At 63.9% G+C, this 24,217-nt stretch carries 25 protein-coding genes and 1 tRNA gene; 19 read left to right on the forward strand and 7 right to left on the reverse strand.

Annotated elements, in window-relative coordinates; translation table 11 throughout:
* Positions 1 to 32: 32 nt before the first annotated feature.
* From pal to OKW28_RS37975, 5 genes are all read left to right on the forward strand, one after another.
* A complete protein-coding gene (gene pal / locus OKW28_RS37955; protein WP_018419502.1) occupies positions 33 to 539 on the forward strand; it encodes a peptidoglycan-associated lipoprotein Pal in 507 nt (168 codons plus the stop codon).
* Between the two features lie 20 nt (positions 540 to 559).
* Entirely contained in the window at positions 560 to 1,309 is a 750-nt protein-coding gene (gene ybgF / locus OKW28_RS37960) for a tol-pal system protein YbgF (protein ID WP_184034372.1), read from the forward strand.
* A 183-nt stretch (positions 1,310 to 1,492) separates the two neighbouring features.
* Positions 1,493 to 1,568 (forward strand) — tRNA-Lys (locus tag OKW28_RS37965).
* A gap of 326 nt (positions 1,569 to 1,894) precedes the next feature.
* A complete protein-coding gene (locus OKW28_RS37970; protein ID WP_429453057.1) occupies positions 1,895 to 3,130 on the forward strand; it encodes a hypothetical protein in 1,236 nt (411 codons plus the stop codon).
* Positions 3,066 to 3,638 (forward strand): hypothetical protein, encoded by a 573-nt coding sequence (locus tag OKW28_RS37975; RefSeq protein WP_429453059.1) that lies wholly within the window; start codon positions 3,066 to 3,068, stop codon positions 3,636 to 3,638. The genes OKW28_RS37970 and OKW28_RS37975 overlap by 65 nt, the downstream gene beginning before the upstream one ends.
* 99 nt (positions 3,639 to 3,737) lie before the next feature.
* On the opposite strand, the gene OKW28_RS37980 is transcribed toward OKW28_RS37975, so the two are convergent.
* The 3 genes from OKW28_RS37980 to OKW28_RS37990 all read right to left on the reverse strand — a co-directional run bounded on the left by OKW28_RS37980 (position 3,738) and on the right by OKW28_RS37990 (position 6,685).
* Positions 3,738 to 5,120 (reverse strand): sensor histidine kinase, encoded by a 1,383-nt coding sequence (locus tag OKW28_RS37980; RefSeq protein WP_429453061.1) that lies wholly within the window; start codon positions 5,118 to 5,120, stop codon positions 3,738 to 3,740.
* Entirely contained in the window at positions 5,098 to 5,820 is a 723-nt protein-coding gene (locus tag OKW28_RS37985; RefSeq protein WP_429453063.1) for a response regulator transcription factor, read from the reverse strand. Before OKW28_RS37985 ends, OKW28_RS37980 begins: the two co-directional genes overlap by 23 nt.
* A 148-nt stretch (positions 5,821 to 5,968) precedes the next feature.
* Positions 5,969 to 6,685, reverse strand: coding sequence for an acid phosphatase (locus tag OKW28_RS37990; protein ID WP_429453065.1), 717 nt, complete (start codon positions 6,683 to 6,685; stop codon positions 5,969 to 5,971).
* 309 nt (positions 6,686 to 6,994) lie between these two features.
* Between OKW28_RS37990 and OKW28_RS37995 the strand changes: the two genes are divergently transcribed.
* From OKW28_RS37995 to OKW28_RS38015, 5 genes are all read left to right on the forward strand, one after another.
* On the forward strand, positions 6,995 to 9,166 hold the full coding sequence (locus tag OKW28_RS37995; protein ID WP_429453067.1) for a TonB-dependent receptor: 2,172 nt from the start codon (positions 6,995 to 6,997) through the stop codon (positions 9,164 to 9,166).
* Positions 9,167 to 9,180: 14 nt separating this feature from the next.
* Positions 9,181 to 9,870, forward strand: coding sequence for a MotA/TolQ/ExbB proton channel family protein (locus OKW28_RS38000; RefSeq protein WP_187611102.1), 690 nt, complete (start codon positions 9,181 to 9,183; stop codon positions 9,868 to 9,870).
* Between the two features lie 2 nt (positions 9,871 to 9,872).
* On the forward strand, positions 9,873 to 10,271 hold the full coding sequence (locus OKW28_RS38005; RefSeq protein ID WP_090803146.1) for an ExbD/TolR family protein: 399 nt from the start codon (positions 9,873 to 9,875) through the stop codon (positions 10,269 to 10,271).
* Position 10,272: 1 nt separating this feature from the next.
* Positions 10,273 to 11,001: a TonB family protein gene (locus OKW28_RS38010; RefSeq protein WP_429453069.1), complete on the forward strand. Its 729-nt coding sequence runs from the start codon at positions 10,273 to 10,275 to the stop codon at positions 10,999 to 11,001.
* 85 nt (positions 11,002 to 11,086) lie between these two features.
* Entirely contained in the window at positions 11,087 to 12,166 is a 1,080-nt protein-coding gene (locus OKW28_RS38015) for a hypothetical protein (protein ID WP_429453071.1), read from the forward strand.
* 60 nt (positions 12,167 to 12,226) lie between these two features.
* Here the strand turns inward: OKW28_RS38015 and OKW28_RS38020 are convergent, their stop codons facing one another.
* Together OKW28_RS38020 and OKW28_RS38025 are read right to left on the reverse strand one after the other, a co-directional pair.
* Positions 12,227 to 12,550 (reverse strand): hypothetical protein, encoded by a 324-nt coding sequence (locus OKW28_RS38020; protein WP_429453072.1) that lies wholly within the window; start codon positions 12,548 to 12,550, stop codon positions 12,227 to 12,229.
* A gap of 21 nt (positions 12,551 to 12,571) precedes the next feature.
* Positions 12,572 to 12,853, reverse strand: coding sequence for a hypothetical protein (locus tag OKW28_RS38025; RefSeq protein ID WP_429453074.1), 282 nt, complete (start codon positions 12,851 to 12,853; stop codon positions 12,572 to 12,574).
* Between the two features lie 452 nt (positions 12,854 to 13,305).
* On the opposite strand from OKW28_RS38025, the gene OKW28_RS38030 reads away from it, so the two are divergent.
* The 3 genes from OKW28_RS38030 (at position 13,306) to OKW28_RS38040 (ending at position 15,587) form a co-directional block, all read left to right on the forward strand.
* Positions 13,306 to 13,965, forward strand: coding sequence for a hypothetical protein (locus OKW28_RS38030; RefSeq protein WP_429453076.1), 660 nt, complete (start codon positions 13,306 to 13,308; stop codon positions 13,963 to 13,965).
* Between the two features lie 235 nt (positions 13,966 to 14,200).
* Complete coding sequence (locus OKW28_RS38035; protein ID WP_429453078.1) at positions 14,201 to 14,575, forward strand: hypothetical protein; 375 nt, start codon at positions 14,201 to 14,203, stop codon at positions 14,573 to 14,575.
* 193 nt (positions 14,576 to 14,768) lie between these two features.
* Positions 14,769 to 15,587: a mechanosensitive ion channel family protein gene (locus OKW28_RS38040; protein WP_429453080.1), complete on the forward strand. Its 819-nt coding sequence runs from the start codon at positions 14,769 to 14,771 to the stop codon at positions 15,585 to 15,587.
* 91 nt (positions 15,588 to 15,678) lie between these two features.
* Here OKW28_RS38040 and OKW28_RS38045 read toward each other — a convergent pair whose 3' ends face one another.
* Complete coding sequence (locus OKW28_RS38045; protein WP_429453082.1) at positions 15,679 to 16,383, reverse strand: VTT domain-containing protein; 705 nt, start codon at positions 16,381 to 16,383, stop codon at positions 15,679 to 15,681.
* Between the two features lie 194 nt (positions 16,384 to 16,577).
* On the opposite strand from OKW28_RS38045, the gene mutL reads away from it, so the two are divergent.
* Positions 16,578 to 18,692, forward strand: coding sequence for a DNA mismatch repair endonuclease MutL (gene mutL / locus OKW28_RS38050; protein ID WP_429453084.1), 2,115 nt, complete (start codon positions 16,578 to 16,580; stop codon positions 18,690 to 18,692).
* Positions 18,693 to 18,739: 47 nt separating this feature from the next.
* Positions 18,740 to 19,681, forward strand: coding sequence for a tRNA (adenosine(37)-N6)-dimethylallyltransferase MiaA (gene miaA, locus OKW28_RS38055; RefSeq protein ID WP_429453086.1), 942 nt, complete (start codon positions 18,740 to 18,742; stop codon positions 19,679 to 19,681).
* Between the two features lie 121 nt (positions 19,682 to 19,802).
* On the opposite strand, the gene purM is transcribed toward miaA, so the two are convergent.
* On the reverse strand, positions 19,803 to 20,870 hold the full coding sequence (gene purM / locus OKW28_RS38060) for a phosphoribosylformylglycinamidine cyclo-ligase (protein WP_429453088.1): 1,068 nt from the start codon (positions 20,868 to 20,870) through the stop codon (positions 19,803 to 19,805).
* A gap of 40 nt (positions 20,871 to 20,910) precedes the next feature.
* Here purM and OKW28_RS38065 point away from each other — a divergent pair, with 40 nt between their 5' ends.
* From OKW28_RS38065 to pcnB, 4 genes are all read left to right on the forward strand, one after another.
* Entirely contained in the window at positions 20,911 to 21,072 is a 162-nt protein-coding gene (locus OKW28_RS38065) for a hypothetical protein (RefSeq protein WP_429453089.1), read from the forward strand.
* 74 nt (positions 21,073 to 21,146) lie between these two features.
* Positions 21,147 to 21,899, forward strand: coding sequence for a DnaA regulatory inactivator Hda (gene hda, locus OKW28_RS38070; RefSeq protein ID WP_429453091.1), 753 nt, complete (start codon positions 21,147 to 21,149; stop codon positions 21,897 to 21,899).
* Entirely contained in the window at positions 21,892 to 22,578 is a 687-nt protein-coding gene (locus tag OKW28_RS38075; protein ID WP_429453093.1) for an HAD family hydrolase, read from the forward strand. Before hda ends, OKW28_RS38075 begins: the two co-directional genes overlap by 8 nt.
* Positions 22,575 to 24,191 (forward strand): polynucleotide adenylyltransferase PcnB, encoded by a 1,617-nt coding sequence (gene pcnB, locus OKW28_RS38080; protein WP_429453095.1) that lies wholly within the window; start codon positions 22,575 to 22,577, stop codon positions 24,189 to 24,191. The genes OKW28_RS38075 and pcnB overlap by 4 nt, the downstream gene beginning before the upstream one ends.
* Positions 24,192 to 24,217: the final 26 nt, after the last annotated feature.

Raw genomic sequence — 24,217 nt, forward strand, 5'->3', positions numbered from 1 at the left:
CGTTGATGCAATAACACAAGGAGAGTAATCAAATGATGTCCAAACTTCGTTTCGCATTCGCCGTCGTGATGGTCGGTGCACTGGCCGCATGTCACTCGGGCGTCAAGCTCGACGAAAACGCCAACAAGGGCGCAGGCTCGGCCCAACCGAATCCGAACGACGTCGCGACGGTCAACGTCGACCCGCTGAACGATCCGAACAGCCCGCTCGCGAAGCGCAGCATCTACTTCGACTTCGACAGCTACTCGGTGAAGGATGACTATCAACCGCTGCTGCAACAACACGCGCAATATCTGAAGAGCCACCCGCAGCGTCACGTGCTGATCCAGGGCAACACCGACGAGCGCGGCACCAGCGAATACAACCTCGCACTCGGCCAGAAGCGTGCTGAAGCCGTGCGTCGTTCGCTGTCGCTGATGGGCGTGTCGGATTCGCAAATGGAGGCCGTGAGCCTCGGCAAGGAAAAGCCGCTGGCAACGGGTCATGACGAAGCGTCGTGGGCACAGAACCGCCGCGCCGACCTCGCGTATCAACAGTAAGTCAACGGGTGATGAGCCGAATGACGCATCGTTTCTCCTGGCTGCGGTTTGCCGCAGCGGCCTGCGTCGCAGGCACGGCCCTCACGGCCGTGCCCGCCCATGCGGGCATGTTCGACGACGATCAGGCCCGCCAGGCCATTCTCGATCTGCGCTCGAAGACCGATAGTCTGTCGAGCCAGCTATCGGCGGCGCAACGCACGATCCTCGATCAGTCCAACCGTCTCGACCAGCTCAACCAGCAGGTCGCGACGCTGCGCGGACAGAACGAGGACATGGCAAACCAGCTCACGACGCTGCAAAAGCAGCAGAAGGACTACTACACCGATCTCGACACGCGCCTGAAGAAATTCGAGCCGCAGCAACAGACGGTGGACGGCGTCCAGGGCGAGGTGCAGCCGGGTGAAACCGATGCGTTCAACGCGGCTTCACAGCAATTCCGCAGCGGCGACTTCAAGAACGCGGCGGCATCGTTCCGCAGCTTCATCTCCAAATATCCGAACAGCCCCTATCAGCCGACCGCGCAATACTGGCTCGGCAACGCGCTGTATGCACTGCGCGACTACAAGGGTTCGACGACTGTCTGGCAAGGTGTCGTGAAGAACTATCCGCAGCATCCGCGTGCACCGGAAGCGCTGCTCGCGATCGCGAACAATCAGCTCGAACAAGGCCAGAAGGCCGCGGCGAAAAAGACGCTCGAGCAGATCGTCGCGCAATACGCCGGCTCGGACGTCGCGCAGTCGGCGCAGAACAAGCTGTCGCAGATCAAGTAGATCGTGGTGTTGGATTGATCACGTTTTGATGTAGTTGGCAGTAACGCGCAGTGTCCGAAGTGATAGCCACGCGCGCCTCTCGCTGGAAAGCCCGGGTAGTGATGCCCGGGCTTTTCATTTTGGGCGACGGTCTTGCAGAGTTGACAGGGCATTGGTGCGCCGATATAATTTCGCTTCTCTTTTGGGTCGTTAGCTCAGCTGGTAGAGCAGCGGACTTTTAATCCGTTGGTCACAGGTTCGAATCCCGTACGGCCTACCAAAAGATTCGAGGGCTGACATGCGAAAGCATGTCAGCCCTTTTCTTTTTCCTTTGCCCGCGTGTGCAAACAGGTACGCGCGGCAAACGAGCCGCCTCTTCCCGTCCGCCTCAACGTAGCCTTCCGTTCAGGCACTGCCCTCCGCCCTCCAACGCCGCCCCAAAAAACCATGCATCCCCCAACGAAATCGCGCCAACGCGCCAGCGCATTCTTATCTTTTTAGTAATTTTCGATTCATGTTTGTGCCACGGGTGGTTTGTAGCCTCGCGACTTGCAATACCGGCTGCAACTTTCAAAAAATTTCACCCACCCTACTCAAACACACAGAATGCAAACCACCCTGAAGGCGCTTCCGATCGCGGTTCTGATCTCCGCCATCTACGGCTGCGGCGGCGGCACCCAAAACACGAGCACAACGGCGCCGCAAGGCACCACGAGCAGCACCCCGGCCACGACGACGACGCCCTCGACTTCCGCCAGCAACTACACGGCTGGCAACCTGCTGGTCTCGCGCACAGCCTATGACCCGGCGTTCGCTCTGAGCGGCACACTGCCTTATAACGCGACGCCCACGACCACCAATGCAGCCCCCGTGACCGCAGTCACGCCGGGCACCTTTCCGAATGTGTTCACCAACGACGCGAACGACGCCAACTTCGGCGTGACGTCGGAAGCGTATCTGGATCAGTGGGCACCGAACGCGACGAGCCCGTCGCAAACGCTGGACATCACCGCGCAGGCCGCGAAAAGCAACGTGAATTTCGCCACCAGCTTCGCCTCGAAGTCGGAGCTCGCGCTGAACGTGTCGCTGGATCAGAAATCGCTAACCTTCACCGGCTACAACACGTCGATCGACCAGGCCGATATCTCGAACTCGAACACGCCGGGCGTGGTCGACACGACGAATACCGACGTCGCAACGCCGACCTACCGTACCGTCGCGCAGCTGAATTTCGCCGATAACAGCCTGTCGTTCACGAACACCAACGCGTACGCCGGCAACAACAGCCGCGCGGCCGTGCTCGCCAACGGCATGTACTACATCGTCGGCAATGCCGGCAATTCGGGCAAGAATCCGAAGCCGACGACGGCCCAGCTCGACATGCTGACGATGAACACCGGCGTGCAAAGCATCGCTCCGGGCAGCCAATGCGCGTTCACGCAAGTGATCGGCGGCATTCCAGTCCGGCACGGGCACCGGCACGTACGCGGTCGCACCGGCGGGAACGGCGTGCTCGCTGGCATCGATGGGTTCGATCACGGGCGGCGGCAGCTCGACCGGCGACCAGTTCGGCTTCTCGATCGCGAGCCTGCCAACGACCCCCGCGACCGCCGCCGACAAAACCGGCAAGGACGTCAACCTGCGCGGCCTCTTCGTCGGCCCGGACGGCACGATGTATGTCTCCAAGGGCAGCGGCGGCAACGGCGTGAACACCGTGTACCAGGTCGGCGCGACCGCTGCGCTCGCCAACGGCGGCAAGTTGCCGCAAAACGCCGCGATGGCGATCGTGCCGGGCTTCACGACGGCCCTCGCGACCAACCTGACGGCGCTCACGTCGCCTAGCCAGGTGACCGGCACGGTCTATCCGTTCGGCATGTGGATCCCCGCGTCGAATCCGTCGATCATGTTCGTCGCCGACGAAGGCGACGGCACGCCGGGCGACCAGGTGAGCGGCAGCGGCGGCCTGTGGGTCTATCAGAACCAGAACGGCACGTGGAAGCCGCTCTCCAACCTGACGACCGGCCTGAACCTCGGCACGGCCTACACGGTGACGGACACGACCGGCGCGTACGGTACGAAGGGCGCGAGCTATACGACGACGCCTGACGGCTTGCGCAACATCACGGGCCAGGTCAACAGCGACGGTTCGTTCACGATCTACGCGGTGACCTCGACGATCGGCAACAGCCTCGGCACCGTGTTCGATGCAGGTGCCGACTCGAACCAACTCGTCAAGATCACGGTCAGCATCAGCGGTTCGACGGTGACCTCGACGCAGGGCTTCACCGTGATGCAGACCGCGCCGTATGGCCAGGCGCTGCGCGGCGTCGCCCTCGTGCCGAAGTCCTGAGCGGGTTAGTAGATTCAAAGAAACGACCTGCCATCCGGCCGGTCGTTTTTTCTTGCATGCTCCAACGTAAAATCCGCCGCGAGCAATCGCCGTCTCGCCTCAACGCGCCGGCAGTCCCGCATTGAACCGCAACGCGATCCTGCAGCCTGGCGTGTTGTCGTGAATCTCCACGACGGCCTCGTGCACCCGCGCGATCGCGGCCACGAGACTCAAGCCGACGCCATGCCCCGAAGTCGCCGCCTCCTGCCCGTTCCTGCTGCGATAGAACGGACGCAAGACTGCGTCGCGCTCACCTGCTTCGATACCGGGTCCAGTATCCGCGACCTGCACGACGGGCCTTCCCGCTTCGAGCGTTGCTTGCAGCGTCACCGCGCCGCCACCGGGCGTGAACTTCAGCGCGTTATCGAGCAGATTCTCGATAGCGCCGAACAGCAGATCCACGTCGCCGCGCGCGAAAACTGGTTCGGACGCAAGCACCGCGACCGACAAACGACGGCTTTCCGCGACCGGCTCGTACAACTCCGCGACGTCGCGCAGGATGGTGTCCAGCGACACGTCGCAGAAGCTCGCGCGTCTGACATCCGCTTCGACCTCCGCGATCCTCAATAGCGCGGTGAAACGGTTCAGCATGACGTCCGACTGCGCGATCGCGGTGTCGACGGCGCTCGTGTAGTCGTCGACGGTATGCGAGCGCCGCCGCGCGCGTTCGAGGCCCGCGCGCAGATGCGTCATCGGCGTGCGCAGATCGTGCGCGATGCCCGCGCACACGCAGCGGACTTCGGCCACGAGCCGCTCGATTTCATCGAGCATCAGGTTGACGATTTCCGCGAGACGATCGAGATCGTGATGCGTGCCGCGACTCGGCAGACGCCGGTTCAGTTGGCCCGCCATGATCTCGCGCGCCGTCAGACTCATCGAGCGGATGCGCCGGTTCGACAGCGCGTGCAGCGCGGCGCCGCAGCCCACGGCGAGCAGAATCGTCAGCGTGAGCCCGAGGCACAGGATCTTCACGAGCGTATGGTCGAAATAAATGATCTCGTCGATCGAGTGGCCGACGACGATCCGCAAACCGTTACGCGTCGGCACGATGATGCCGCGGAAATGACTGTCCAGCGACGGCGGTCCGTCGTCCATCGACTGCGTGTAGTAGAACGGCCGGCGTTCGCGCTCGGTCGGCAACGCATGGATATTGCCGGCGAGCCAGCGGCCGTCCTCATCGAACACACCATAGGGTCGGCTGCTCGCGACGTCGCGCCGGCTGAGCGCCGCGATATCGGCAATCGCCTCGGCGCGGCCGATCGAACTGAACTCGGCCACTTCTCCTCGCAGCCGTTCATCGACCTCGTGCAGCAGATACGTGTGCATCATCCAGTAGAGCATGGCGAACAGCACGACCGCGCAACTGACGAACACCATCAGCGGCCAGGTGACGTTGTTGGCCGGCAGCCGCGGCCAGCGCCTATTCGCTGGCACGGAGGACATAGCCGACATTTCGAACCGTGTGGATCATGAGCGAAAACCGTCCGTTCATACTGATCTTGCGGCGCAGCTGACCGATGTGCATATCGATCACGTTGGTCTGCACATTGAAGTGGTAATTCCAGACTGACTCGAACAGCATCGCGCGCGTCACCGGCTGCTCCGTATGCAGCATCAGGTATTTGAGCAACTGGTACTCGCGGGGCTTCAACTCGATCGACTCGCCCGCGCGCCGGACCTGATGCGTGCCCATATCGAGCACGAGATCGCCGACGCTCAGCACCAGCGGTTGCTCAGAAGAAGAGCGGCGGCGCAGCAGCGCATTGAGGCGCGCGGTCAACTCGAGACTGTCGAATGGTTTGGTCAGGTAATCATCGCCGCCGGCGCGCAGGCCGCGTACGCGTTCGTCGACCGCCGAAAGCGCGCTCAGTATCAGCACCGGGGTCTCTTTGCCGACGTTGCGCAACGTGGAGAGGATCGACAGACCATCCACGTCGGGCAGCATCCGGTCGAGCACGACTGCGTCGAAATCGCCGTTGAGCGCGCGCAGCAGGCCGGCATGGCCGCTCGGCACGCTTTCCACGGCGAATTCGTAGTCCTCGAGCGCGGTGGAGACTTCGAGCCTCACACGCTCGTCATCTTCGACGACGAGAATGCGGGGTCTGCGCCCCGCGGGGTAGTTGATCGCTGCTCTGCTTTCCAAGAGGACGTCGTTTCCTGTGGTCGTGCGTCGCCGCATGAACGGCGACGTCAATAGCGGGGGCCGCCTATGCGGGCGCGGAGTATGACATGGCCATGTTGCTGCCTCATGACGCGTCCCGCGCGGAGCCGAAAACCGTTCACACGTGCAACTAGTCGAGCTTCAGTGCCGCGCGCACTTCCGCCTTCGCATCGGCAAAGTCGCGCTGAAAATCCGGATTGGCCATCAGCGCCGCCGCGACGAGCGTTCCGTCGATGCGACCCGCTTCGACATCGCTCGGATAGTGGACGCCGTCGACGACGCGGTTCATGCCGAATTCGCGCCCACGCGCGAATAGCGCATCGCGCTTCTCGGGGACCATCTGCGCGAGCAGGATCGCGCACAGATAGCCGAAGGTCGCATGACCGCTCGGGTACGAGTTGTAGTCGTCGCCGGGCCGCTTCGGCACGATCGGTTGCACGTCGCGGCTCGCGATGAAGGGCCGCGCGCGGCTAAAGACATGCTTGCCGCCTTTTGCGACCCGCTCGGCATCGTGATCGACGGCTTCGAACAGCGCAGTGGTTTTCGGCAGACCGGCTTCTTTGAAGTCCGGTCCGAGCACATCCGCGAAACGGAACACGGACTTGGTGGCGTCCGCCTTCGCGCGCGCCACCTGCTCCGGCGTGCGGCTGCGCTGCGCGTTCAGCACGGCATCGAGATCGGCTTGCTGACGCTCGGAACCATCGGCGGCAGGTGGCGCGAGCAGCACGCCAAGCGGAATTTGACGAGCGTCGAGATAGCTCGCCTCCGCGGACGGTGCGGCGTAACTCGCCGCGCTTGCAGCGACGAGTAGGGAAGCCGCGAGCGGCAAGTAGGTAAAGCGTTTCATCGTGTGCGAGAAATGAAGAGAGATTGCAGCGAAGTGGCACGGCGCTATCGCCGCCAGGAAAAAAGGCGTGATTCACCGCCTGAACAGTGCTGCCGATGCTAGTGCGCACGTATGAATGCGCGGTGTCCACAAACTTACAAACCTGAGCGCGTCGCGTAGCGTCAGTGAGGATCGCGCTGTTGTGGGGCATCCGTAATAGCAACTTTAGATTCGTAAGATACCGATCACTTCGCATTAACGGACGGTTGATAGCATCCCGCCTCGTTCGACTCCCAGTTCATCGCCCCACTCGCGAAAGGATGCAGCAACATGCAACGGGTTAGTTTTCCCCTTAGAAAGAAGCCGCTGACGCAATTCGTTCTTGCCACACTGTGCGCGGCCGGCGCACAGATCTCGCATGCCCAGACCTCGGGCGATCTCGGCTCCGTGCAAAGCACGGCCGTCTCGTCATCGAACAGCGGCACGGCCACCAGCACCAACGCGCAGTCGGCACCGGCGCAGGCGCCTTCGCAAGGCTCGCTCACCGCAACCCAACCGCAGTCGGTGATCAGCCGGCGTTACATCGAAAACAGTACCGCTCCGACCGCGAACTACAGCGAGATCGTGCAGATCGCGCCAAGCGTGTCGAATGTTTCCCCGAACGGCTCCGGCCTGATGGAATCGCAGAGCCTGTCCATTCGCGGCTTTCAGGACGGTCAGTACAACGTGACATTCGACGGCATCCCGTTTGGCGATACCAACGACTTCACCCATCATTCGACGTCGTTTTTCTCGAACCGGGTGCTCGGCAATATCGTCGTCGACCGCGGTCCCGGCGACGCTTCGCAGATCGGCTTCGCCACCTTCGGCGGAACGATCAGCCTGCAGTCGAGGGATCCGTCGGCATCGCCGGCATTCTCGGTGCTCGGCTCGTACGGCAGCTTCGACACATGGCAGGCCGGCGCCGAGTTCAATACCGGCTATCTGCAGCAATGGGGCGATGCGCGCGCGATGGTCGGCTATGCGCAGAGCAGCAGCGACGGTTATCTGACCAACGCGGACCAGCGCCGTCAGAACGTCTACTTCAAGCTCGACAAGCCGATCGGCGACAACACGCTGCTCACGCTGTTCGCGACTTACAACAACATCCACCAGAACGTGCCGCTCGGCGCGACGGCCGCGCAGATCCAGCAGTTCGGTCCCAACTTCGGTCTTAGCGCCGATCCGACGAGCCAGGCCTATGCCGGCTACAACTTCGACAAGATCAATACGGACTTCGAATACATCGGCGTGAAGACCAAGGTCGCCGAGTGGGTGATCGACAACAAGCTCTATACGTACGGCTACTACCACAACGGCTTCAACGGGCTCGACCCGAACGGTGAAACGCCGAACGGCACGATCTTCGGGCCGAACAACGTGCCCGGCCAGGAGATGAACAACAACTACCGCGCGTTCGGCGACGTCCTCGCGCTCGAGCGCCAACTCGGTCCCGGCAAGCTGCAGACCGGCATGTGGATCGCGCACCAGTCCAACTTCCGCGACAACTTCAATGTCGATTCGTCGCTGAACTTCGCGTTCATCTCGCAAAACTTCACGATGAACGACACGATGCTGACGTTTCAGCCGTATCTGCAATACGCCTGGCAACTGCAGAACGGTTTGACGATCACGCCGGGACTCAAGTACGTGTCGTTCAACCGCAGCATCGATACGCCGATGAACCAGAAGACCGGTGAGCCGCTCGATTTCAGCCACACGTGGGACAAGGTGCTGCCGTCGTTGACGCTGCACCAGCAGATCACCCCGCAATGGAGCGCGTATGCGCAGTACGCGCAGGGCTTTCTCGCGCCGAACCTGAACGTGTTCTATGTCAACGATCCGACCGTCTCGGGACAACCCGATCCGGAACAGACCGACAACTACCAGATCGGCACGACGTACAAAACGGGGCGTCTGACCGTCGCCGCCGATCTGTACTACATCAACTTCCGCAACGCGGTAACGAGCCGCACGGTCGGCAACAACGTGATCTTCTCGAATGCGGGTGGTGCGACCTACAAGGGCGTCGAAACCGAAGCGACCTTGTCGGTCGGCGACGGCTTCAGCCTGTACGGCAATCTGACCTTCAATTCGGCCAAACAGAAGAGCACCAATACGTGGATGCCCAACGCGCCGCAATCGACGGCCGCCGCCGGCGTGCTCTACGAACGCGGGCCGCTCAACGGTTCGTTGCTGATGAAGTTCGTCGGCCATCAGTATGGCGATACCGGCAACACCCAGCCGATCGGCGGCTATGCGATCACCAACTTCGCCAGCTCGTACACTTTTGCCCGACTCGCACCGTGGACGCATAACACGCGCCTCGGTTTCCAGATCGACAACCTTTTCAACCGCACCAGCATCAATGCGCTGGCCGGCTACACCGCCGCGGACAACACACCGCTTTACTGGACCATCCCGGGCCGCGCGTTCGTCGCGACGCTGTCCACCGATTTCTGAACGGAGCTTCTTTCATGACTGTCGATAACCTGCTGCACCTCGCGAACAATTCCGGAGGCGTGTTGTATGTGATTGCCGCCATGCTGTTCGTTGCCCTGACGATCATCATCGAGCGCTCGTGGTTCCTGCAGCGCGCATCGAGCGGCAGCCGCGCGGTGCTCGACCAGGTCGACCGCCTCGAACAACTGAACGCCGCCTCGCTGACGGCATGCGCCGAACAGTTTCAGGCGCTGCCGATGGCGAGCCTGCTGAAGGTCGCCGGCCGGCTTGCCGGTCAGACGTCGCGCGATGAGCTCGATGCGTGTCTCGACGAAGCGATCATGCGCGAAGCACCGAACATCGACCGCTTCCTGTGGGTGCTCGACACGATCGTCACGCTCGCGCCGTTGCTCGGTCTGTTCGGCACGATCGTCGGTATGTTCAACGCGTTCCAGGTGCTGTCGAATCCGGGCAACGCACCGACCCAGGTCACGGGCGGCGTGGCCGAGGCACTCATCGCTACGGCGTCGGGTCTGTTCGTCGCGATGATCGGCCTCGTGTTCTTCAACGGTCTGCACAACCGCGTAAGAGGCGTCGTCCATCAGCTCGAAACCCTGAAGGCGGCGCTCGTGAACCGGCTTGCGGCCAGAACGCATGAGTCGGTCAAGCCGGTGCATGAAGTGCCGCGCCCGGTGGTCGGCAAATTCGCTTCGCAGGGAGTCTGACGATGAAGTATTTCGAGGCGCGAAAGGCGCGCATCGAGATCATCCCGATGATCGACATCATGTTCTTTCTACTGGTGTTCTTCATCATGATCACGCTGCACATGATCCCGAACGCGGGGCTGCGCTCGCAGCTGCCGTCGAGCGCCACGGCGCAAGCGCTGCCGCCGCCGCAGGTCACGGTAACGCTCGCGACCGACGGCAGTCTGTCGGTCGACGGCCGCACGCTGAGCCTTGCGCAATTGACCACCCTGCTCGCCGCCCGCACGGACGTCGCGCATACGGTCGTGACGATTGCCGGCTCGAAGCAGGCGCAGATCCAGCACCTCGTCTCGGTGATGGACGCGTGCCGCGCCGCGGGCGTATCGCAAATCGCGCTCGCCGCGCAGCCCGTGGCGAACTGATATGGCAACCGTACCCGCCTCCGGGATCGTGCAGGAACGAACGCGCCTATTGCCGGCCGCCGCCATCGCGCTCGTCGCGGAAGCGCTGGTGCTCGGCGCGACGATTGCGCTGCTCACGCATACGACCCGGGTGTCTTCCGTGTCGCATGAAGCGCCGCCAACGCTGCTGACGCTGGCGGCACCGGCTCCCGCGCCGCAACCGCCGCGGCCGCCTGCGAAGCCCGTGCCGCCTCCCGCGCGGCCGGTCGTACCCGTGCGCCATGCTGCGCACTCGCCCGCGAAGCCCGTGACGGCCGCGGTGCCGAAGCGCCTGCCGACTCCGGTGCCGGTGCAGCCCGCGGCGACACCGACCGAGCCGCCATCCGCGCCCGCGCCGCAACCGCCAGCTCAGCCCGCGCGGCAACCGCCCGCACCCGCTGCGGCGCCGGTTGCAGCCGCGCCTACGCCAAGCTTCGAGGGTGCGCTGCGCGCGGCGATTCAGGCCGCGCTGCGCTATCCCGAGTCGGCCCGCATGGCTGGCATGACGGGCCGCACACGCGTCGCGTTCCGGTATCGCGACGGCGTCGTGTCCGACCTCAGCGTCGTGGTGTCGAGCGGTATCGGACTGCTGGACCGCGCAGCGCTCGCAGCCGTGCGCGACGGCGCTTACCCGAAACCCGAGTCCGCATTCGTGGGCAAAACGCTCTCGGAGCAATTGTGGGTCGACTTCAAACTCGACGACCACGAATGATGATCCGCTAACGCCCAACCGCACGAGGGACGTCATCCGCCCACCGGAATGGCGTTCCTCTTCCCAATCTATACGCAGTACTAATATGAATCTACTCAACGTGAAACTGAAAAATATCCTGTCCGCCTTGATCGCCGGCGGCCTCGCTTCCCTGCTCGCGCTGTCGAACGTCCATGCGGCGACGGGCGCCAACGCCAATCAATTCGAAATCACGAAACGCTATGGCCTCGAAGGCGGCGAGCGTTGGGATTACGTGGCGTACGACGCTGTTCGCCAGCACCTCTTCATCAGCCGCGACACGCACGTGCAGGTGATCGATACGCGCACCGGCAAACGGGTGGGCGAGATCGCCAACACCGACGGCGTGCACGGCTTCGCGTTCGTGGAGGACCTCAAGCTCGGCTTCGTCACCAACGGCCGCGCCAATACGGTGAGCGTCGTCGATCTCGACACACTCAAGGTCGTCGACAGCATCAAGGCCGCGGGCCCCGACCCGGACGGCATCCTCTACGTGCCGGCCTTGCGGCGCATCTTCGTGAGCAATGGCCACGACGGCAGCGTCAGCGCAATCGACGTCGCGACGCGCAAGGTGGTCGCCACGATGAGCGTCGGCGGCAAGCCGGAGGCGCTCGCGGCGGACAGCCACGGGCACGTGTTCGTCAACGTGGAAGATCGCGCCGAGATCGTCGAGATGGACGGTCGGTCCGCGACGGTGCTGGCGCATTGGCCGCTCGCACGGTGCGAGTCGCCGACCGGACTCGCGATCGATCCGGCGAGCGAGCGCCTGTTTTCGGTTTGCGCCAATCACCGCATGATGATCGTCGATGCGACGTCGGGCCGTCGCGTGGCCGAGGTGCTGATAGGGGGTCACCCCGACGCGGCGGCTTTCGATCCGGCCTTGAAGCTCGCGTTCAGTTCGAACGGCGCGGACGGCACGCTGACGATCGTGCATGAAGACGATGCGGACCATTACACGGTCGCGCAGAACATGCCAACGCTGGAAGGCGCGAAAACGATGGCGCTCGATGAACAGCAGCACCGGATCTATCTGGTGTCGTCGAAGTTCGGCGCGGCCGACCCGGCCACGGCTGCCAATTCTCATCCGCGCGCGACGGTGATCCCCGGCACGTTCGAAGTGCTCGAGGCGCAGCTCAAGGCACCCTGACGCGCGGCATCGACGCACGGCCGCCCGTTGATCGCGGCGGTGCATCAAACATCGGTTCGCCTAGATGAGGCCGTGCGCGACGCCGCTCGGCGTCGCCCAGCGCTCGCTGTCGTTCGACACGCCGAAATCGGCGGCCCGTAGTGAAACGGTGGCCGAGCAGGCCGTCGCACGCTTTGCGCTAGCGCGCGCGAGGATGCGCTGCTCGTGCATATAGAAGAATTCGAGTTGGCGCGCGTCGGACGCTTTTCGTTCGAGTTCGAACACATCCTCGAGCACGCGCCGCGACACATGAAAACGCTGAAGTCCGCGGCCAAGCCGGATCTGAAAGACAACACCATCGCTGTTGTGCGGCACCGCTGCCCAGATAAGCGGAATGCTACTCATGGAGCCCCCGTAACTGGATCTTCATGTCAGGAACATTGACAATTTCATCGTCGCACGGATAAACGCACGGCGCGACTTGTCAAAATTAAACAAGGTTGATTTGTCGTTTTCACCACAGTGGCAGGTGTTGCGACGCAACGCCCCATTGATCGACGACGCACCAATCTGGAGCGAATCCTTACTCGACAGCAGCCCGTCGCTTGCGCCGCGCGGTCGTTCGTCGGGTACGAATGCAATGCGGCCCGATTTAATTTGCCACGCTTCTCGCTGACTTTTCGGTGGCCGGCCATGCAGAAGAATCATTCGCTTTTGCGTCGGGAATCCACACGCAAGGAATATGCGTTGGCTCGTTTGCTTCTTGCCACGAGCCGCCTTATGCGCGCTGAGTCGGAAGCTGAAAAGACACTCGCCACCTGCTGGATGAAGGCGTGGGCAAGCGTCATCGGCGATGCGCAGTTCCCTAAGCTTCCTTACCGACCGGCCACATCCAAAGCGAGGCGGCGCTCCTCGCCAATGCCCCGCGATTGACATCTGCCGTCGCTCGAACTGAACGGCGACGCGGCGACATCGTCGCGCACTCCGACCCCATTCATTTGACCGTATGGTTCGCCACCTCACAGACCGTCTACGCCCTCTGCTCGCATGATCGCTTCACGACGCCTTAGAGCGTTCGCGACAAAGAGAGCAAAAGAAGAGACGACAAAACGGCGAGCGCGTCCCGCAACGATCGGGCTGCCCGCCGCGCAGGGGTACCCATGAAAGCTGGAAAGGTAATCTGGGTAGTGGCTTTGCCGTGTCTGATCGAAACGTCGCATGCGCAGGAGGTCTATCTGCAAGGCGGCACGCTGGGCATCGGGGTTGGCGCGGCGTGGAGCGTCACGTCGTGGTTCGGCGTGCACGCGGACTTCAACGCGATCAATCTGTCGCACAACTTCGAGGTCGGCGGCAATCGCTACGAAGACGGCATACGGCTGCGCCAGGGCGGTCTCTACGGCGATTTCTTTCCGTGGGCCGGCACCGGCTTTCGCGTGACAGCGGGCCTGCGTCTGACCGACAACGAAGTCAGCGGCAACTCGGTTCCGACCAACGGCATGTACGTATTCGAGGGCAAAGCCTCGCCGGCCTTTCCTGACGAGTACGCGACGGCGACCGCCCGATACCCGACCGCGATGCCCTACCTTGGCGTCGGCTATGGCTTGCACGCGAGAGCCAAAGGCTGGGGGCTCGTGGTCGATCTCGGTGTCGCCTACGGCATTCCGAAGACCTCGTACACACTGTCGCCGGCACTGTCGCAGGCCGCGGGACCGGAGATGAGTCAGCAGATCATCAACACCGGATTGCAGCAACTGCGCGATAAGGTCTCGCCTTATCGATGGTATCCGACGTTGCAGATCGGCATTTCTTATCGCTTCTGAGGCGCAGCGCACGGAATCCGTCGCAGTACTATAAATTTGCAAAGGACTTTTCGCATCCCGATTGCCTATAAAAACAAACGAAAGAAAGAGCGATACGACCTTCGCTTTTTCTGGTTATTTATCGAGATGAAAAGATATGCAATGATCGCCGCCGAATTAGCGGAGCATGTCTGAACCTTGCGCGAGCATACGTTCCGGCAACCCCACGGCCCATTGCTTTTTCATTGAACCGATAATGACCACCTTCCTGTTCGATCTGCTGTCGAACCTCGCCTTGTTCGCCATCGTATCGATGGCCTGTCGACTGTATAACCGGTTCGGGTCGGGTGCCGCGCTGAGCGGCCCTGCGATTTTCATCGTGATCGCGCTGGCCACGTGCATGCTCGACGGCTTGTTGACGTTTGTCGTGTTCGCCGACGCGCAGAACCGCTATGGACAATTCGCCCTGCCGACGTCGTTTCTTCGGCGTGCTGGCGCGTATGCGCTCGCGATCGTGATCGCGTTCTCGTGGCATCGGATGTCGAGGCGCCGGTGCGCCGTGAAAAGCGCCCCGGACGACGCGGTTGTCATCCAGACGTCACCGTATTCCGAATCGCGGCTGCGCATGTGAGCCCGGCACGCCCCGACCGGCTTTTCACGTACGCCCCGCCATGTTTCATCTCTGTATTGCCGCCGCGAGCAGGGCAGGAACGGTCCTTGCGCATGCGGGCGCCGTCGGCTATAACTCCCGAAGACCGCGCGTTGTGGGTCATGGCACCACCGTCGTTCAATCCGTTGATGGCAACCTATAACGAGGAAACATCTTGGATATCGAAACCGTACGTGCATTCATCATGACCCGTGGCATCGACATCGGCACCAAGGTCATCGGCGCAATCGTGCTGTGGATCGTCGGCCGCTGGGTCATCGGGCTGATCTCCCGCCTGTTGCGCAAGATGCTCGCACGCAACGGCCGGGTCGACCCGACGCTCGCCCACTACCTCGCGTCGATTCTCGCCGGGTTGCTGAACCTGCTGCTCGTCCTCGCGATCCTGCAAATCTTCGGTGTGCAGACGACGTCGTTCGCAGCGTTGCTCGCCGGCCTCGGCCTCGCGATCGGTACTGCGTGGGGCGGCCTGCTCGCGCACTTCGCGGCCGGCGTGTTCATGCAGGTGCTGCGGCCGTTCAAGGTCGGCGATTTCGTCATGGCCGCGGGCGTCACCGGCACCGTCACGGAATTGGGCCTGTTTGGCACCACGATCGTGACGCCGGACAACGTGACGACCATCATCGGCAACAACAAGATCTTCTCCGACACGATCTCGAACTACAGCGTGCTGCCGTTCCGGCGCGTCGAGCTGACCGCGAAGATCGCCAATGGCGTCGATCCGACCGATGCGATCGCGCGTTTGAAAGCCGCCGTCGCGAAGATTCCGAACGTGGCCGAAAACCCCGCGCCGGATATCGAGGTCTTGAGCTTCACGCCAGAAGGACCGCTGCTGTGCGTGCGCCCTTACTCGTCCAACCAGAACTACTGGCAGGTCTACTTCGACACCAATCGCGCGATCGTTCAGACCTTCAAGGAAGCCGGCTATCCGACGCCGGAAACGCCACTCGCACCGCGCGCGATCACGCGCGATTGATCTGATCGAACCTCCGCGCGCACCCGACCCGGGTCGTCGGCATGGCGGCATGAAAAAAGGCGTCGCGAGATTCGCGACGCCCTTCGTGTTTTCAAGGCCCGAAATACAGCAAACAACTCGTCATCAACGCGTACTCGCGTTCGCGCCATTCTTGGCGCAGCATCTTCCACAGCGCGCCGAGCACGATCGGTACGATCGCCGCGCCGATACCGACAAGCACGATCACGTTCAGATACTGACGGATGAACGGGATGTTGCCGAAGAAATAGCCGAGCAGTGTCAGCAGCAGCACCCACAACAGCGCGCCGACGACGTTGAACATCTGGAAGCGGCTCCACGTCATCGACGACGCGCCCGCGACGAATGGCGCAAACGTCCGCACGACAGGGATGAAACGCGCGAGCACGATCGTCTTGCCGCCGTGTTTCTCATAGAAGTTGTGAGTCTTCTGCAGCGCGGCGCGATCGAGAAAACGCTCGAGCACCGGAATGTGCGTATTGAACACGCGCGGTCCGATCGCGCGGCCGATCAGATAGTTGGTCGTATTGCCCGAGACCGCCGCCACCAGCAGCAACAGGATCAGCAGCCCGAGATGCATCTGCCCGGTCGCGCAGAACGCGCCGCCGATGAACAGCAGCGAATCGCCCGGCAGAAACGGCAGCACCACGAGCCCGGTTTCGGCGAACACGATCGCGAACAGCACCGCGTAGACCCAGGCGCCGTAGACCTGAATGAAGTCCCCGAGAAACTTGTCGATGTGCAGGACAAGGTTGGCGAAATGTAGCAACGTATCCAAGGGACGTCCTTTTAAACCAGTATGTGCGTAGAGGGAAAACGGCCGCCGCGCGACCCGGCAACAGGGGCAGCAAGCGGCGAGCCGACCGCTGCGAATTGACCGCGACATGATACCGAAAGTGCCTCGGGTCGAATGAAAATCTGCTGGTTGGGCGTCTGCGCGGGCGGCGTGCGCCAAGTCGCTATAATTTCGCCATGTCCGAATTCTCCGAAACGCCTGCGGGCACCGCGGCCGCGGCCGCACCTTCCGACGCCTCTCGCGCGGCGCCCGCGCCGCGTCCGTTGCGCGCCATCCAGCCGCTCCCCGATCAATTGATCAGCCAGATCGCCGCCGGCGAAGTGGTCGAGCGGCCGGCGTCGGTAGTCAAGGAGCTGCTCGAGAATGCGCTCGACGCGGGCGCGCAGACGCTGCGCATCCTGCTCGACGAAGGCGGCGTCAAACGCATCTCGATCACCGACGACGGCTGCGGCATCCCCGAGAACGAACTCGTGCTCGCCCTGACGCGCCATGCGACCAGCAAGATCCGCTCGCTCGCCGAGCTCGAAGCGGTCGCGACGCTCGGGTTCCGCGGCGAAGCGCTGGCGTCGATCGCGTCGGTCGCGCAGATGAGCATCACGAGCCGCACCGCAGACGTGCCGCACGCGGTGCGCATCGACGCGGAAACCGGCGTGCTGAGTCCCGCCGCCGGCACACAGGGCACGACGATCGAAGTCCGCGAGCTGTACTTCAACACCCCGGCACGCCGCAAATTCCTGAAAAGCGAACAGACCGAACTCGGCCACTGTCTTGAACAGATCCGCCGCGCCGCGCTCGCGCGGCCGGACGTCGCGATCTCGGTGCTGCACAACGGCAAGGCCGTCGAGCACTGGAACGCGAGCGAGCCGCCCGCGCGGGTTGCGAAGATTCTCGGCGAGACGTTCGCGACCGCTCATCTGCCGCTCAACGAATCCGCCGGTCCGCTTGCGATCTACGGCTGCGCCGGTCTGCCGACCGCGAGCCGCGGTCGCGCCGATCAACAGTATTTCTTCGTCAACGGCCGCTTCGTGCGTGACAAGCTGCTCACGCACGCGGTGCGCGCCGCGTATGAAGACGTGCTGCACGGTGAGCGTTATCCGTCGTACGTGCTGTTCCTCGATTTGCCGCCAGAAGGCGTCGACGTGAACGTACATCCGTCGAAAATCGAGGTGCGTTTCCGCGATTCGCGCTCGATCCACCAGTTCGTGTTCCATGCGGTGCAGCGCGCGCTCGCTCGGCACGCGGGCGCGTCGCCTGACACGACGGCGGGCGGGCATGCGGCGCGTCTGGAACCGTCGGCCGGTGGACCGGCTTCATCTGGTTCGACGCCGCCGGGTGTCACAAGCGGCGTAGGCGACGGCATTGGCGCGGGCGCCGGTCTTTCGAGCGGCGCGGGCTTCGGCGCGGGAAGCCGCGGCGGCCTTGGCGGCGGCAGCAGCTTCGGCGCCCCGGGCGCCTCGCAGCCTGGCAACACGTGGATGCGCCAGGCACGCATGACGCAAGGCACGCTGCCGGTCGCGCAACCGCTCGCCGGTTACGACGCGCTGTTCGGCCGCAAGGATCCGCTTGCCGGCCGGGTCGAAGGCGCGTCGCTGTTCGAAGCGCGCGACTCCGCAACCGACACGACGTCGCCATACGACGCGGCGCCGTTCGCGCCGCGCCCCGCTTCCCCCGCTTCACCCGCTTCCCCCGCATTCGACACCACCGACGACCAGCCGCTCGGCTTCGCGCTCGGCCAGGTCCACGGCATCTACGTGCTCGCGCAGAACCGCCACGGGCTCGTAATCGTCGACATGCATGCCGCGCACGAGCGCATCCTGTACGAGCAGTTCAAGAACGCGCTCGCCGACCGCACGATCGCCGTGCAGCCGCTGCTGATCCCGCAGACGATGCAGGCCGATCCGGTCGAAATCGGCACGGTCGAGGAAGAGCGCGATACGCTCGATGCGCTCGGCTTCGACCTCGCGGTGTTGTCGCCGACCACGCTCGCGATCCGCGCAGTCCCCGCGTTGCTGAAGGACGCCGACCTGCAAGCGCTTGCGCGCGCGGTGCTGTCCGACCTGCATGCATTCGGCGGCTCGCGCGTGCTGACCGAGCGTCAGCACGAACTGCTCGGCACGCTCGCGTGCCATCACGCGGTGCGCGCGAACCGGCGTCTGACGCTCGACGAAATGAACGCGCTGCTGCGCCAGATGGAAGCGACCGAGCGCGCCGATCAGTGCAACCACGGCCGGCCGACCTGGTATCAGCTGACGCTGGCCGATCTCGATCGGCTGTTCATGCGCGGGCAGTAACGCCGCTGCGTTTCGATCACACCGTTGCGCCGCGCGCCCGCTTGCCCATGACGTCACGCCCTACTCCCATCCCGTGCCTGCTCGGCCCGACCGCGTCCGGCAAGACCGCCGCCGCGCTCGCGCTCGCCGCGCGGCGGCCGGTCGAAATCATCAGCGTCGACTCGGCGCTCGTCTATCGCGAGATGGACATCGGCACCGCGAAGCCGACCGCGGAAGAACGCGCGGTTGCGCCGCATCATCTGATCGATATCGTCGATCCGGCCGACTCGTACTCGGCCGCGCAGTTTCGCGCGGATACGCTGCGGCTCGTCGGAGAAATTCATGCACGCGGCCGGCTGCCGCTGCTGGTCGGCGGCACGATGCTGTACTACAAGGCGCTCACGCAGGGGCTCAATGACCTGCCCGCCGCCGATGCCGAAGTACGCGCGAGGCTCGACGCCGACGCCGCCCGCGACGGCTGGCCGGCGCTTCACGCGCGGCTCGCCGCGCTCGATCCGGTCACGGCCGCGCGTCTCGCGCCGAACGATTCGCAGCGCATCCAGCGCGCGCTGGAAGTGTTCATGCTGACCGGCCAGCCGATGTCGACGCTGCTCGCCGCGCCCGCGCGCACCGACGACGCCGCATTGGCAAGCTTCGTGCCGATCGCGCTGGAGCCGTCCGAGCGTGGCGTGCTGCACGCGCGCATCGAGCAGCGCTTCGATTCGATGCTCGCGCACGGTTTCGTCGATGAAGTGGTGAAGCTGCGCGCGCGCGACGACCTGCTGCCCGAGATGCCGTCGATGCGCTGCGTCGGGTATCGGCAGGTGTGGGAATACCTCGATGGCGCGGTCGACTATCGGACCATGCGCGATAAGGGCGTCTTTGCGACGCGGCAACTCTGCAAGCGGCAGCTCACGTGGCTGCGCAGCATGCCGGAAAGACAGGTGGTGGATTGCTGCGATCCGCACGCGACGGCGCGGGTGGTGGAGTTGATCGAAACGCTGGTTTGAGGCGCCGATCAGCGTGGGGGAATCGGAGGGACGTAAAGCGGGAATTTGAAGCGGGAAATGTGAAGCAAAGGATTTGAAGCCCGCGCGGCGCACCATTGCGGCACGCCGCCCTCGTCAACCTTTAGACCACGACTGTCTGCGCTTCACCCGCTGCGCTCTCACGGACCGTGCCGATCTTCCAGACCTGCTCGCCCGCCGCGGACAGCAGACCAATCGCCGCTTCGGCATCCGCGGCCGACACGATTACCGCCATACCGATACCGCAGTTGAACACGCGATGCATCTCCGCATCGGCGACGCCGCCGTGCTTCTGCAGCCACGAGAACAGCGGCGGCAGCGGCCACGCGCGATGGTCGAGCTCGGCCGTCAGGCCTTCGCGCAGCACGCGCGGAATGTTCTCGACCAGGCCGCCCCCCGTGATGTGCGCCATACCCTTGACCTCGATCTGCTGCATCAGCGCGAGCAGCGGCTTCACATAGATGCGCGTCGGCGCCATCAGCGCGTCGGCGAGCGGGCGGCCGTCGAAGTCCGCGTTCAGATCGGGATTGGCACGCTCGATGATCTTGCGCACGAGCGAAAAGCCGTTCGAATGGATGCCGCTCGACGCGAGCCCGAGCACCACGTCGCCCGACGCGATCTTGCTGCCGTCGATAATCTTGCTCTTTTCCACCGCGCCGACCGCGAAACCAGCCAGGTCGTATTCGCCGTCCGGGTACATGCCCGGCATTTCCGCGGTTTCGCCGCCGATCAGCGCGCAGCCCGACAGCTCGCAGCCGTGCGCAATGCCCTTCACGACGGTCGCCGCCGTGCCGACGTCGAGCTTGCCGCAGGCGAAATAGTCGAGGAAGAACAGCGGCTCGGCGCCCTGCACGAGGATGTCGTTGACGCTCATCGCGACCAGATCCTGGCCGACCGTGTCGTGCTTGTTCAGCTGGAACGCCAGACGCAGCTTGGTGCCGACGCCGTCAGTGCCGGACACGAGCACCGGTTCCTTGTACTTCTTCGGCACTTCGAACAACGCGCCGAATCCACCGATGCCGCCCAGCACGCCGTCGCGCAGGGTTTTCTTGGCAAAGGGCTTGATGGCGTCGACGAGGGCGTCACCCGCATCGATGTCCACGCCGGCGTCGCGATACGACAAACCTTGGGCCGAATCGGTTGAATGCTCGGCGGATTTCGGTTGATTCATGGGGAAAAGCTCGAAGGTCGGTAAAATACGATTTTACCCGATGCTGGCCGCCTGGCTGGAATTCACGCGTTCCGACGATATCCTGGAAACGACATTGCAACACGACACCCCGATTCCGGCGCCGCCGACCCGCGCAATTGCGCCAGCCGTGCTTCGCGACGCGCGGCCTCACGACCCGGCGAGCACGCTTCACGACAACTGAGCGCCTGGCAACCTTCCAGGCCCCGAGGTCCGGGCCACTCGCGGCCTGAGCCTCATTTTCGGCATTAACCTACTGTGCTTCGTCAACTGACGCTCGATCTCGGCACCCCGCCGCCATCGACATTCGACAATTTCTTCGCCGGCGCGAACGCCGAGCTGGTCACGCGCCTGCGTGAGCTCGACGACGCGCTCGCCTCCGGACCGGTCGCCGATCGCACCTTCTACATCTGGGGCGAAGCCGGCAGCGGCCGCACGCACCTGCTGCAGGCGCTCGTGCACGAAGCGCCGCCGGGGCATGCGCGCTTCGCCGGGCCGCAAAGCAGCCTCGCCGCCTTCGGCTTCGATCCGCGCGTCGCGCTCTATGCAATCGACGACTGCGACGCGCTGTCGGCCGCGCAGCAGATCGCCGTGTTCAACCTGTTCAACGAGGTGCGCGCGCATCCGACCAGCGCGCTCGTCGCCGCGGGCAACGCGGCGCCGATCGGCATGACGGTGCGCGAAGATTTGCGCACGCGCCTCGGCTGGGGACTGGTGTTTCACCTTGCGCCGTTGCCCGACGACGCGAAGGCCGTGGTGTTGAAACGCGCGGCGCGCGAGCGCGGCATCATGCTCGCCGACGACGTGCCGGCCTACCTGCTCACGCACTTTCGCCGCGACATGCCGAGCCTGATGGCGCTGCTCGACGCGCTCGACCGCTTCTCGCTCGAACAGAAACGCGCGGTCACGCTGCCGCTGTTGCGCACGATGCTCGCGTCGCCGGACCCCGCCGCCGCGCCGGGTTCACACGCCGCTCTTCCCGCTTCAAGTAAAATAGGCGCCCATGGCTAACCTTGCACTCTTCGATCTCGACCACACGCTCATTCCCACCGACAGCGACCACGAATGGGGCCGCTTCATGGTGAAAAAAGGCATGGTCGACGCCGAAAATTTCGCCCGTGAAAACGATCGCTTTTACGCCGACTACAAGGCCGGCAAGCTCGACATTCACGCTTATCTGATCGCCATGCTGACGCCGCTCGCGAAGTACACACGCGCGCAGCTCGCTGACTTTCACGCGCAGTACATGCACGAGGTCATCACGCCGGCCATCCAGCCGGTGGCGCTCGAGCTCGTGAAACAGCATCGTGAAGCGGGCGACCTGTGCTGCGTCGTCACCGCGACCAACGAGTTCATCACGCGGCCGATCGCGCAGGCGTTCGGCGTCGACACGCTGATCGCGTGCGAGGCCGAGACCGTCGGCGGGGAGCCGCACGGCGCCTACACCGGTCGTCCGACCGGCACGCCGAGCTACAAAGAAGGCAAGATCGTGCGCACCGAAATGTGGCTCACGTCGCTCGGCAAGAGCTGGAGCGACTTCGAGCACAGCTATTTCTATAGCGATTCGCACAACGACATCCCGCTGCTCGAAAAAGTCACCGATCCCATCGCGACCAATCCGGACGACACGTTGCGCGCCCATGCGCAGGCCAAAGGCTGGCGCATCCTCGAACTCTTCCAACCCTCGTGATCAAGAAACTCATCCGCAAGCTATTCGGCCAGGACACGGCGACCGCTGACAACACGCTCTCCGCCGCCGCCAGCGTCGACGTCAATGCCAATGGCAAGCCGCCGGCGCGCGGCAAGTCCGTATCCGGCACGACCGCTTCCGGCACGGCCGCGCGGCCGCGCCGCAAGTCCGCAGGTGCCGCTGCTGCCGCGCAAGCGCCGCGCGAGCCGGACGTACCCGTCATCATTCCGCACGACGTGCACGGCATCGACCCCACGCTGATCTCGCGCAATGCGATCCGCGTGACCGAGGGCCTGCAACAGGCGGGCTTCCGTGCGTTCATCGTCGGCGGCGCGGTGCGCGACCTGCTGCTCGGCGTCAAGCCGAAAGACTTCGACGTCGCGACCGACGCGACTCCCGAACAGGTGCAGAAGCTGTTCCGCCGCGCGCGCATCATCGGCCGGCGCTTCCAGATCGTGCACGTGCAGTTCGGCCAGGAAATCATCGAAACCTCGACGTTCCGCGCGCTGGTCGATCCGCCCGCGGCCGACGCGCCGCCGCCGAAGCGTCTGAAGCGCGACGAGCTCGACCGCCGCACCCACGCGGTCGATGCGAGCGGCCGCGTGCTGCGCGACAACGTGTGGGGCGAGCAGCACGAGGACGCCACGCGCCGCGACTTCACGATCAACGCGATGTACTACGATCCGGCCACACAAACAGTGCTGGACTACCACAACGGCATGGCCGACATGCGCGCGCGCCTGTTGCGCATGATCGGCGACCCGGCCACGCGCTATCGCGAGGATCCGGTGCGCATGCTGCGCGTCGTGCGCTTCGCCGCCAAGCTCGACTTCGACATCGACGACGCCACGCGCGCGCCGATCGAGAAGATGGCCGATCTGATCAACAACGTGCCCGCCGCGCGTCTGTTCGACGAAATGCTAAAGCTGATGCTGTCGGGTCACGCGCTCGCGTGCCTGACGCGGCTGCGCCAGGAAGGCCTGCATCACGGGCTGTTGCCGCTGCTCGACGTCGTGCTCGAGCAGCCGACCGGCGAAAAATTCATTTCTCTGGCACTCTCTAACACAGATGCACGCGTGCTCGCCGGCAAGCCGGTGTCGCCGGGCTTCCTGTTCGCGACGCTGTTGTGGCACGACGTGCAGCAGCGCTGGCAGAAGTTCGAGGCCGAAGGCGAGTATCCGGTGCCCGCGCTGCATCGCGCGATGGACGAAGTGCTCGACATGCAGACCGAAAAGCTCGCGATCCACAAGCGCTTCTCGGCCGACATGCGCGAGATCTGGGGCCTGCAGCTGCGCCTCGAAAAACGCTCGGGGCGCAGCGCGCTGAAGCTGCTCGAACACCAAAGATTTAGAGCGGGGTATGATTTCCTCCTGTTGCGCTGCGCATCGGGCGAACTCGACGAGTCGGTCGGTGCGTGGTGGACGGAGTTCATCGAAGGTGACGTCGCCGCGCGCGAGACATTGCTCACGCAAGGCGGGAAGGACCGGAGCCCAAGAAAACGACGGCGGCGCGGTGGCGCCAGAAGCCGCAAATCAGGTGACGGAGTGGAGGGCGGCTCGTCCGCCGAACGCACGGACAACGACGCGGGCCTCGAAGGCTCGCACGAAGACTGACGCGGCGTTCGCGGAAAAGCCGTCAA

The organism is Paraburkholderia sp. 40, assembly GCF_050434105.1.
Classification (GTDB): domain Bacteria; phylum Pseudomonadota; class Gammaproteobacteria; order Burkholderiales; family Burkholderiaceae; genus Paraburkholderia; species Paraburkholderia tuberum.

Bases quoted from the DNA above. Each gene is read 5' to 3' on its own strand.
- OKW28_RS37990 (WP_429453065.1), bottom strand. From the start codon at position 6,685: ATGAAACGCTTTACCTACTTGCCGCTCGCGGCTTCCCTACTCGTCGCT.
- OKW28_RS38005 (WP_090803146.1), top strand. From the start codon at position 9,873: ATGAAGTATTTCGAGGCGCGAAAGGCGCGCATCGAGATCATCCCGATG.
- OKW28_RS38010 (WP_429453069.1), top strand. From the start codon at position 10,273: ATGGCAACCGTACCCGCCTCCGGGATCGTGCAGGAACGAACGCGCCTA.
- OKW28_RS38020 (WP_429453072.1), bottom strand. From the start codon at position 12,550: ATGAGTAGCATTCCGCTTATCTGGGCAGCGGTGCCGCACAACAGCGAT.
- OKW28_RS38000 (WP_187611102.1), top strand. From the start codon at position 9,181: ATGACTGTCGATAACCTGCTGCACCTCGCGAACAATTCCGGAGGCGTG.
- pal (WP_018419502.1), top strand. From the start codon at position 33: ATGATGTCCAAACTTCGTTTCGCATTCGCCGTCGTGATGGTCGGTGCA.
- OKW28_RS38025 (WP_429453074.1), bottom strand. From the start codon at position 12,853: ATGATTCTTCTGCATGGCCGGCCACCGAAAAGTCAGCGAGAAGCGTGG.
- OKW28_RS38065 (WP_429453089.1), top strand. From the start codon at position 20,911: ATGCTGGCCGCCTGGCTGGAATTCACGCGTTCCGACGATATCCTGGAA.
- ybgF (WP_184034372.1), top strand. From the start codon at position 560: ATGACGCATCGTTTCTCCTGGCTGCGGTTTGCCGCAGCGGCCTGCGTC.
- miaA (WP_429453086.1), top strand. From the start codon at position 18,740: ATGACGTCACGCCCTACTCCCATCCCGTGCCTGCTCGGCCCGACCGCG.
- OKW28_RS37970 (WP_429453057.1), top strand. From the start codon at position 1,895: ATGCAAACCACCCTGAAGGCGCTTCCGATCGCGGTTCTGATCTCCGCC.
- OKW28_RS38075 (WP_429453093.1), top strand. From the start codon at position 21,892: ATGGCTAACCTTGCACTCTTCGATCTCGACCACACGCTCATTCCCACC.
- OKW28_RS38015 (WP_429453071.1), top strand. From the start codon at position 11,087: ATGAATCTACTCAACGTGAAACTGAAAAATATCCTGTCCGCCTTGATC.
- OKW28_RS37980 (WP_429453061.1), bottom strand. From the start codon at position 5,120: ATGTCCTCCGTGCCAGCGAATAGGCGCTGGCCGCGGCTGCCGGCCAAC.
- purM (WP_429453088.1), bottom strand. From the start codon at position 20,870: ATGAATCAACCGAAATCCGCCGAGCATTCAACCGATTCGGCCCAAGGT.
- mutL (WP_429453084.1), top strand. From the start codon at position 16,578: ATGTCCGAATTCTCCGAAACGCCTGCGGGCACCGCGGCCGCGGCCGCA.
- OKW28_RS37995 (WP_429453067.1), top strand. From the start codon at position 6,995: ATGCAACGGGTTAGTTTTCCCCTTAGAAAGAAGCCGCTGACGCAATTC.
- OKW28_RS38030 (WP_429453076.1), top strand. From the start codon at position 13,306: ATGAAAGCTGGAAAGGTAATCTGGGTAGTGGCTTTGCCGTGTCTGATC.
- OKW28_RS37975 (WP_429453059.1), top strand. From the start codon at position 3,066: ATGGCGATCGTGCCGGGCTTCACGACGGCCCTCGCGACCAACCTGACG.
- OKW28_RS38035 (WP_429453078.1), top strand. From the start codon at position 14,201: ATGACCACCTTCCTGTTCGATCTGCTGTCGAACCTCGCCTTGTTCGCC.